General features: G+C 62.0%; 7 protein-coding genes. All 7 read left to right on the top strand.

Features of this window, described 5'->3' with window-relative positions:
• Window positions 1-180: 180 nt before the first annotated feature.
• Window positions 181-375 (top strand): 50S ribosomal protein L32, encoded by a 195-nt coding sequence (locus FJY68_12290; protein MBM3332603.1) that lies wholly within the window; start codon window positions 181-183, stop codon window positions 373-375.
• A 35-nt stretch (window positions 376-410) separates the two neighbouring features.
• Window positions 411-1,418 (top strand): phosphate acyltransferase PlsX, encoded by a 1,008-nt coding sequence (gene plsX / locus FJY68_12295; protein ID MBM3332604.1) that lies wholly within the window; start codon window positions 411-413, stop codon window positions 1,416-1,418.
• On the top strand, window positions 1,415-2,617 hold the full coding sequence (locus FJY68_12300; protein MBM3332605.1) for a DNRLRE domain-containing protein: 1,203 nt from the start codon (window positions 1,415-1,417) through the stop codon (window positions 2,615-2,617). Before plsX ends, FJY68_12300 begins: the two co-directional genes overlap by 4 nt.
• Window positions 2,618-2,691: 74 nt before the next feature.
• Window positions 2,692-3,828: a hypothetical protein gene (locus tag FJY68_12305; GenBank protein MBM3332606.1), complete on the top strand. Its 1,137-nt coding sequence runs from the start codon at window positions 2,692-2,694 to the stop codon at window positions 3,826-3,828.
• Between the two features lie 62 nt (window positions 3,829-3,890).
• Window positions 3,891-6,047, top strand: coding sequence for a T9SS type A sorting domain-containing protein (locus FJY68_12310; protein ID MBM3332607.1), 2,157 nt, complete (start codon window positions 3,891-3,893; stop codon window positions 6,045-6,047).
• A gap of 152 nt (window positions 6,048-6,199) precedes the next feature.
• The gene (locus tag FJY68_12315) at window positions 6,200-6,901 is read left to right on the top strand and encodes a peptidylprolyl isomerase (GenBank protein ID MBM3332608.1); all 702 of its coding nucleotides are present in this window, start codon (window positions 6,200-6,202) and stop codon (window positions 6,899-6,901) included.
• A 102-nt stretch (window positions 6,902-7,003) separates the two neighbouring features.
• Window positions 7,004-8,548 (top strand): hypothetical protein, encoded by a 1,545-nt coding sequence (locus tag FJY68_12320; protein MBM3332609.1) that lies wholly within the window; start codon window positions 7,004-7,006, stop codon window positions 8,546-8,548.
• Window positions 8,549-8,649 lie beyond the last annotated feature (101 nt).

Raw genomic sequence — 8,649 nt, forward strand, 5'->3', positions numbered from 1 at the left:
GCTCCCGGCGCTCGACCTTGACGCGCTGGTTGATCGTCAGGTAACATCAATCGTAGCAGCAATGCGCAAAGGGGGTCACGATGTGCCCGGGCCGGCCCCCGACTTCGGCTGGTTGTCTTGACTCCCGTCCCTCTGCCGCTAGAATCCAATCCACCTTTGAGATGAATCCCTGGAGGACAAATGCCACTACCTAAAAGACGACATTCCCATACGCGCGGGCGCAAACGTCGTACCGGTTGGAAACTCACCGCCCCGACCGTCGTGGACTGCCCGCACTGCCACGAACCAAAGCTGCCGCACCGCGTCTGTCCGCACTGCGGATACTACGCGGGCAAAGAGGTCATCTTCATCAATAAGGAGAAGGAAGGCAAGTAGCGACCGGGGCATGGCGGCCCTGCCGAGCTGAACCGATGAGAATCGCCCTTGACGCGATGGGCACGGACAACGCGCCCGCCGCCGAACTCGAAGGGGTGGCGCTGGCGCTTGAGGAATGGAAAGACCTCGAGGTCGTGCTGGTCGGCAAGCCGGGCATCATCGATACCGAAACGGTCAAGGGTTACTCCGGCCGCCTGGAAGTGGTCCCGGCTGAGGAAGTCGTCGGCATGCACGAATCCCCCACCGAGGTCGTCAAGCGCAAGCGCGGATCCTCGATGGCGGTCTGCATGGACCTGATGAAACAGGGCAAGGTTTCGGGAGTCGTCAGCGCCGGCAACACCGGGGCGATCATGGCTTTTGCGATGACGATGCTGGGCGTAGTGCCGGGCGTCTACCGTCCGACGCTGGCAGGTCTGTTCCCGACTTTGAAGGGCAGCACCCTGGTGCTCGACATCGGGGCCAACGTCGATACCAAGCCGCTGCAGTTGGTGCAGTTCGGCATGATGGGCACGACCGCGGCCAGCTACCTGTTCAAGAAGGCCAATCCCTCAGTCGGACTACTCAACATCGGACAAGAGGACAGCAAGGGTAACGAGCTTACCTTCAGCGCCTACCAGCTCTTCAAACAGCACGATATGAACTTTGCCGGCAACGTCGAAGGCAACGCCATTCTCAAAGGCACGGTCGACGTCGTCGTCTGCGACGGGTTCGTCGGCAACGCACTGCTGAAGTACGCCGAAGGCCTGGCCGAAGTCCTGACCGGCCTGCTGGAGCAGTACCTGGAACCAGACTCCGAGCACCGTACCCGCCGCTGGCGCCGCTGGCTGTCCAAGCCGGTTCTTCGGGAGTTCATAGAACGTATGGACTACCAGGAACACGGCGGGGCGTTGATGCTCGGGGTGCTCGGCACGGTCGTGGTCGGCCATGGTCGTTCTTCACCCCGCGCCATCATGAACGCGCTCCATTCGGCCGCGACGGCGGCCGGGGACAACCTGGTCGAACACATTCGTCACCGTTTCGCCCCGACAACGCAAGCCGCATGAAGGCACTTCAGACTGCAGCCCGCAGATTGCAGAATGCCCGAACTCGGGTCGTTGCGCACCTGGCCTTCTGCATCTTGACATGTGCGTTGTCTCTCTTCTCCTCTTCCTGCAACACGCTGCCGGTAGGCTTCGACCAGCTGCGCGACCGCGTCAGCGGTACTGCCGACACGACGCTGCTCCCGGACTCGGCCTCCGGCTACTCACGCTACGTGCCGCTCGGCGGCTCAAGTCTGCTCTACCTGGGCAGGGACGCCGACTACGTATCGCGGCTTGCGCTTCGCTTCTCGATACTCGACACCATGAGCCTCGACTCAGTCACGTCCTTCCAGTTGGTACTTCATCAGTCAGACACGTCAAAGTCGATGGGCTTCATCTGCCGTCCCTGCTCCTCGGAATGGGTAGAGAGCGGCGTATCCTGGTTGATGGCGGACTCGTTCAACCACTGGCTCACCCCGGGAGGTGACTTCCTGAAGGAGACTCTCGCGACCGGCATCATGGCCGGCGACAGCGCGGTCTTCGACTTCCGCTACGTCGGGCTCGACTCGGCGCTCAAGGCGACGATTCGCCGCTGTGGCGTCGGCATCTTCCCGCAGGATACCGGCATCGCCGCAATCTACTCCGGGGCGAGCACGACCACGGCTCCGCGGCTGCGCGTCACCTACACCAACAAGGGAAAGCAGACCACACGTGTGATCAACGACGTCGCCGACGCCAGCCTGATTGACACGGTTGCCACCCGTTCCCATCCGCTCGACTTGCTGGTAGGCTCGGGAGTCGCATTCCGTACCTGGTTGTCCTTCAACCTTGACTCGATCCCGGCCGAGGCGACAATTGCCCGGGCCGACCTCAAGTTCAGACCGGAGACGAAGTACCACCGCACCGACACGCTCGTCCTGGGCGTTTCCCGCCTGAAGGAGTCCTACGTCGAGAAAGGCGCCAACGCCCGCTACGAGAGCCTGCCGAGCTCAATAGCCAGGTACATCGTGCCGGCGGACAGCGACACGGTAGTTACCATCGACATCCGATCACTGGTCCAGCTCTGGACCGGGCGTTCCGACACCATCCCGAACCACGGCCTACTCATCACTTCCTCACCCGAATGGTCGAAGCTCTTCCGGCTTCGTATTCCCCGCTCTGGTATCCATGCGCCGCGTCTCGAGCTCCAATACGTCCTTCCGCCGGAAGACCGCTTCAGGTAGGACCAATGCAAACTGCAAACTGCAGACTGCAAAATCCCCGGGCCTCGGGCATTTTGCCTTTTGCACTCTGCATTTTGACATTTGCATTCTCCTCTTCTGCGAGTGCTCAGTCCTTCTTCAACTCCCGCGGTCTGGGCGAGATCACGCCGCCCGGGGAGGCGCGCGTAGTGGGGCTGGCCGGACCTTCTGCCCTGTCCACGCTCAATCCTGGGATCTTCGTCGACCTCAACCAGGTCTCGTTCCATGTCACGACAATGGGCGCAGCGACCCTTGGCGCTCAAGGCGGAAATAGCCGCCTCCTCGCTGATGTTCGCCCCGCTGCATTCAACGTCGCGGCGCCGCTGCCCTTCGGGACTCGTGTTTTCGGGGGCATCAACCAGAAGTTCAGCCAGGACTTCGACATTTGGTCCGAATCACTGGCCGACACCGCCTACCGCCGCCACATCATCGGCCGCGGCGGAATCTACGCTCTGCGCGCCGGGTTGGCCAAATCGCTCTTCGACAAGGTATGCATCGGGGCCGAGTTCAATCACGTCCTGGGCGGCTCGCGTGAGAACTGGCGGTTCGAGCTGGACAACGGCGGCTACACCTCCACCGACACCATCGAGGTCGACTACCTGGGCAACACCCTCAAAGTCGGGGGCTCGTTCCAGAGCCGCTTGTTCTCGCTGGCCGGATACTACGAGCCGAGCCTCAACCTGAAGGCACGCCGGAGCAAACGTGTCCACGGCGTCATCAGTGACACCACGCGCCTCTACGTCATCACTCTGCCGCATTCGTTCTCGCTGGCCGCCGGGGTGAATCCGATCAGCAGGTTCGGTGTCGACATCGGACTGACGGTCAACCCCTGGTCCACGGCATCGATAGCCGTGGACGACAGCGTGGGCAGACTCGGATACCGGAATGTGTGGCGCGGCTCCATTGGCGCCGAATACGAGATTGACTCGCTCCACCCAGTTCGCATCGGCTACTCGCGGCAGACCTGGTACTACGACGCGACGGCGTTCATTATCGGCGACGGCTATCCAATAACTGAGGACGGCGTCCACTTCGGTACCTCCGTGCCGGTCCCGAAGTTCGGCTCAGTCGAAGTCTCGGGCGAGATCCTCTTCCGCAACTCCTTGGTGATGAAGGAAGTGGCGGGCCGCCTGATGCTGACCCTGTCGTATTCCGAGGCATGGTCCAGGCGTACCCGTCGCTGGGGCTACTAGTCCTCACCCTCTCGCCGCAAGCGAGTTTGACCCACATGCCCCCGCTGCTAGACTTGTAGCCCTTGAACGCAATCGTAGCTCTTGCCCTCCTGGTAGCGTCGCCCGCAACACAGCGCTCATCGTTCATCACCCATCGTACGGCTGAAATCAGGCGCATGGCCGTCATACAGCTCACCAGTCACGCCGCGGTCTACAGCCTGCCGCGCGAGTTGGAAATCCACGGCGTCACCGACAGCACAGTCAGCATCGTCGCGAACGACGCCGAACTGGCGCGGCTTCAGATGCTCGGCTACTCGCCGCGGGTACAGCTCGACGACTACCAGGCATGGGTCGACTCCGTCCTTCTCGCCTACCGCACCTACGCGCAAGTCTGCTCTACCATGGCCGCGCTGGCCGACATCCATCCGTCTATCTGTCGACTGGAGACGCTCGGTTTCTCAGTACAGAATCGCGCCATCCTGATGATGTGCGTGACCGACAACCCGCAGGTCGAAGAAACCGAACCAGAGTTCCGCATCATCGGGCCGCACCACGGCGACGAGAAGATTGCGACCGAGATTACCCTCTCCTGCCTGCAGTACATTCTCGCGAGCTACGACACCAGCGCTTCGGTCCGCAGCCTGGTAGACTCGACCGAAATCTGGTTCATCCCGATAGTGAACGTTGACGGCCACGTCGCCAATCGCCGCACGAACGCCAACGGCGTTGACCTGAACCGCGACTACGGTTACCGCTGGAGCGGGATGGGCAACAGCCCCAGCCCGTTCTCGCAGCTGGAGACCCGCCTCATGCGAGAGCACAACCTCGCCAACAACATCAGCATTGAGTTCGCGTACCACTCGGCGGCGGCCTACGTCAATTACCTCTGGGACAACCATCCGGCCGACCCGCCTGACTCAGCCTTCATCGTAGCTCTCGCCACGCAGTACGCGGACTCGACCTACGGCTCGAACACTACCAAGCTCGTGCCCATCAACGGCTACTCCTGGTACGAAGTAGACGGCTCCGGCCAGGACGCGAGCTTCGGCCTCTTCGGTAGCCTCGCCTACACCATCGAGACCTATCAGCCCAGCCAGCAGGCGAGAATCGACTCCATCTGCGTGGCCAACCGCCGGGCTCTGCTCGGCTTGGTACGTGACTGCCGCCTGGGCGTTAGCGGCTTCGTGCGCGACTCGCTGACCGGCTCCCCGCTCTTCGCCCGCATCTCGGTGGATAGCCCCCTGCGCTGGGACTGCTACACCGACCTATCCCTGGGCGACTTCCACAAACCGCTGCCCGCCGGCACCTACACGCTCACCGCGCACGCGCAGGGCTTTCTGCCCAAAACGGTAGCCGGTGTTGTCGTTCCGGCCGGCGGCACGGTGGCCGCTGACTTTGAGCTCGTACCAGACACTTCCGGCAACGTCCACGTCGAAGAGATGATCTGGCTGAACCACGGCGACCCGAACATGGTGATGCCGACACAGTCCATACTCGCGCTCGGCGCGCCGGACGGGAGCGGTTTCTCGCTCGGCCGTTTCGGCAACATCTGCCTCAGCTCCGGCCGGACCGAAAACGGGGACTGTACCGGATCGCGGCCGCGTCCTCGCGGCCGGGGACTGTCCCCGCTTTCGGTCATGGCACGCCCCACAGTACGCCTCTCCGGCTGGATCCGCAACGTCCCAGGAGACGACGTTACGGTCTTTGACTCCGACAGCGTTGCGGACGGCTACTGGCTGTACGCCGGAAACGACTGGGCCGGCCCCTGGACCAACCTCGGCCACGCCAACGGCACGGTCTCCTTCGATCTAGGCTCGGCCGGACTCGACTCGGCCCGCTACCTGCGCATCGTGTGCGACTCGACCGGCTCGTCCTCAGACCCGAGAGCCGGACTCGATCTCGACGCCGTCTCCTACCGTTTCTCTTCCGCCGGCCTCGCTTCCTGTTCCTCACTTCTCCCTCATCCCTCCTCCCTCGGCATCTTCCCCAATCCGTCGAGCCACGTCTTGTACATCGTTCCCCCGTCCGGATGCCGCCGGTTGGAAATCATTGACATTGCAGGCCGGGCAGTAGAATGTTACCCGTTGCGAAGGGACATGACCGAGATATCTGACATTTCGGGTCGTGTCCCGAGCAGCATGCAGATCGGTGTGGCCGACCTGACTCCCGGCGTCTACCTGGCGCGGTTCGAGACCGCGGCCGGGACGTCGCAGCACAAGTTCGTCGTCACCCGACAGTAGGCAGACCCGGACTCCGGGATAGATGGCCACGAAGACACGAAACCGAGGGAAACGGACTTCAGGAATCCTGCGGCCGTCCGCTTCGTGCCCTTCGTGCTTTCGTGGCTCTAGTGTTCGCGCTCGGATAGACACTCAAAAGGAGGTCCGTTAACATGAAGTGGTTCCTGACACTCGCCGTCGCGTTGCTGATAGTTGGTTGCGGCGCGCCCAAACCCGCGCAGCCGGCAGCCCAGCCGCCGACCGAGCCCCCGGCCCAGGCCGCTGACACGACTCAGCCGGCCGCGCCGACTGATACAACAGCAGGTATGACCGCAACCCCGCCCGTGGCGGAAAAAGGTATGCTAAAAGACACGCTCGTCGCTGCCAAACTCCCCGAGAACCTGTACTTCAACGTCAAGGTCAAGGACTACGGGACGATGAAGGTCCAGTTCTACACCAAAGATGCGCCCAAGAACGTCACCAACGTGGCCAACCTCGGCATCAAAGGGTTCTACAACGGCCTGACGTTCCACCGCCTGATTGCCGGCTTCATGATCCAGGGCGGCGACCCGTCCGGTAACGGCACCGGCGGCCCGGGCTACACCGTGCCGGCCGAGATCAAGAAGCAGCACACCAAAGGCGCGATGGCAATGGCGCGGACCGGCGACCAGGTCAACCCGGAGCGCCGCTCCTCCGGCAGCCAGTTCTACATCTGCTTTGGGCCCACGCCGCAGCTCGACGGCCAGTATACCGTCATCGGCCAACTGACCGAGGGCATGGACGTGCTGGAGAAGCTGGAAAAGGTCCAGACCGGCGCGATGGACAAACCCACCACGCCCGTCGTCATGGAAAAGGTCTGGGTCACGACCGAGTAAAGACTCACCCAACTCACCAGGGCGGGCGCCAGCCCGCCCTTGCTGTTTCCGTTCGTCTCGGCAGCTTGACAGGGGCGCAACCGGACATACAATCGTCTCGCCATGACACGGCTCCGGTGGTGCATCCTGCTTGTGCTGGGAACCGCTGCCGCTTTCGGTAGCGGGCTGTCGTTCGAGGAGCAAGCGGCGGTGCAGGAGTCGCTGCGATACCTGCCACCGAACATTCGCTCGTATTACATGGAGAGAGCCGGATTCGATATGTGGCCGAGTGCACAAGCTCGACCGGAATCTACGGGCCTACGTCTTGTGGGAAAATGGGGCGCTGGACCTAGCTACCGTGTGACCGGGCGCGATTCCATCATCTATCTTTCGCGCGGCAGCCAGGTCGCCATCATCAATTATGCGGACACCGCCAATCCAATAGTACTCGGCTACATCGAAGCGCCCGGCCTTGTGGCCAAGTCTGTCCTTGTCGGTAATAGGCTCTGCGTCTCGTCGGGTTACATCGAGACATTCGACGTTTCAGACGCGGCCAATCCGGTCAAACTCGGCAGCGTTCTAGCTCGCGCCCCTGCAATAGACGTCGTCGATACGATGGTCTACACGCTCTACCGAGATTCGTTCAAGGTCTTCAGCTTTGCTGACCCAGCAAACCCGCGCCTCCTTGGCGCGTGTCGAGACAGCGGTTACGACCTTTCCGTCTGTAACGGCTACGCGTATGTTGCGCACGATTACGGCCTGTTCGTGCTGGATGTCCGCGACCCATCGAACCCGCACAGGATAGCATCATTGGGTTTCGGCACGCTAAACGTACGAGCGAGAGGCAACATCTGCTGCGCGACGGTATACAATGGCCAGTCTTCTGAGATAGCCTTCAAGATACTCGACGTGCGCAACCCGGCTTCGCCTGTTCCGCTTGCTACCGTCGACAGTTGCGGCGGGTACGACATCTACCTGAGAGACACGCTCGCCTTTCTGTCCGGCTACTACGTCGCGGGCCACGGCTTCCGCATCCTCGACATCAGTGACAGCACTCACCCGACGACCATAGGTTCATGCGCCACGGCCGACGTAGGTAATGGCGTCTGGGCGAACCCATCCCGCAGTCTCGCCTTTGTGGCAGACGACTTTGGCGGCCTCGTAACGATTTCCATTGCGGACATGCATGAGCCGGCCGTCCGCGGTGCAATGCTAAAGGCAGGTATTTCATACAGTGTCGCCATCCAGGGCCGGTACGCATATGTCGCTCAGTCGGGACTTGGCCTTAAGATTCTCGATGTGGCTGACCCGAGATTCCCTACAGAGGTCGGTTCGGTGGACAGCACACGAGACGTGATTGCCAGCAGCGTCGCCGTGCGCGACAGCTTTGCGTTCATCGGGTGGGTGACGCATCCGTGGCTCAGATTGGCAGACGTATCCGACCCACGCAATCCTCGCAAGGTCGCAGCTTGCGACCTCTTCAATCCGGCGGAAGACATGGTGTGGCGCGACTCGCTCCTGTACGTCGCGGAAATCGCGCGCCTCCAGGTCGTCAACGTCGCCCGGCCGAGACAGGCGGTTCTGATCGGGACTTGCGTGGTCGGCGACCTGCACCAAGCGGGCTTATGGCTTCAGAACGACTTACTACGGAGAGCACTAAATGTTTGACAGCTTGAGGTCATGTTGCCGCATATCGGACGTGCTCTTCCGCAAAGTAACTCCTGACCACTTCTGGCTGGCGTTGCCGGCTGCGTAGGTAGGATCGGGCC

The organism is candidate division WOR-3 bacterium (genome assembly GCA_016867815.1).
Lineage (GTDB): Bacteria > Hydrothermota > Tepidihabitantia > Tepidihabitantales > Tepidihabitantaceae > UBA2258.

Bases quoted from the DNA above. Each gene is read 5' to 3' on its own strand.
- FJY68_12290 (MBM3332603.1), top strand. From the start codon at position 181: ATGCCACTACCTAAAAGACGACATTCCCATACGCGCGGGCGCAAACGT.
- plsX (MBM3332604.1), top strand. From the start codon at position 411: ATGAGAATCGCCCTTGACGCGATGGGCACGGACAACGCGCCCGCCGCC.
- FJY68_12300 (MBM3332605.1), top strand. From the start codon at position 1,415: ATGAAGGCACTTCAGACTGCAGCCCGCAGATTGCAGAATGCCCGAACT.
- FJY68_12315 (MBM3332608.1), top strand. From the start codon at position 6,200: ATGAAGTGGTTCCTGACACTCGCCGTCGCGTTGCTGATAGTTGGTTGC.
- FJY68_12320 (MBM3332609.1), top strand. From the start codon at position 7,004: ATGACACGGCTCCGGTGGTGCATCCTGCTTGTGCTGGGAACCGCTGCC.